This is a genomic window from Paenalcaligenes sp. Me52, assembly GCF_050487965.1.
Classification (GTDB): Bacteria; Pseudomonadota; Gammaproteobacteria; order Burkholderiales; family Burkholderiaceae_B; genus Paenalcaligenes.
The window spans coordinates 1-598 of the sequence record NZ_JBKQFO010000045.1 but is presented as its reverse complement, the minus strand read 5'-3'; the positions used below and the strand labels follow the sequence as shown (position 1 = coordinate 598).

1 protein-coding gene is annotated in these 598 nt (G+C 50.3%); it reads left to right on the top strand.

The window, feature by feature from the left end; genetic code table 11:
- Nucleotides 1-67 precede the first annotated feature (67 nt).
- Nucleotides 68-598, top strand: a 531-nt coding sequence (locus ACLO87_RS16880) for a DnaJ domain-containing protein (protein ID WP_430224356.1), incomplete at its 3' end; no start/stop codon positions are given.

The following is a 598-nucleotide window of genomic DNA, read 5'->3' as shown; positions in this document are numbered from 1 at the left end:
CATACACTTATAGGAGTTACCTTACAGGGGTTCCTTCAATTTGTGTTGATTTACGCGAGATAACGCTATGGAATTAAAGGATTATTACGCCATCATGGGCGTGAAACCGACGGACGATCTCAAGACAATCAAGACCGCCTATCGTCGACTGGCCCGCAAATACCATCCTGATGTCAGCAAAGAACCGGATGCCGAAGCCCGCTTCAAAGAGGTCGCCGAAGCCTGGGAAGTGTTAAGTGATGAACAACGTCGCGCTGAGTATGATCAGATGTGGCAACATCGCAACGATCCGCAATTTAACCGTCAGTTCCATCATGGCGACGGTCAGAGTTTTAACGCCGAAGATTTTGACGATATCTTCTCGTCAATTTTCGGTCAGCATGCCCGCCAGAGCCGTCAACGCCCCGCCACACGCGGCCACGATATTGAAATCGAAGTGGCGGTTTTCCTCGAAGAAACGCTTACTGAGCATAAGCGTACCATCAGCTATAACCTGCCGGTTTATAACGCCTTTGGCATGATCGAACAGGAAATCCCGAAAACGCTGAATGTGAAGATCCCGGCGGGCGTCGGCAATGGTCAACGCATCCGCCTGAAA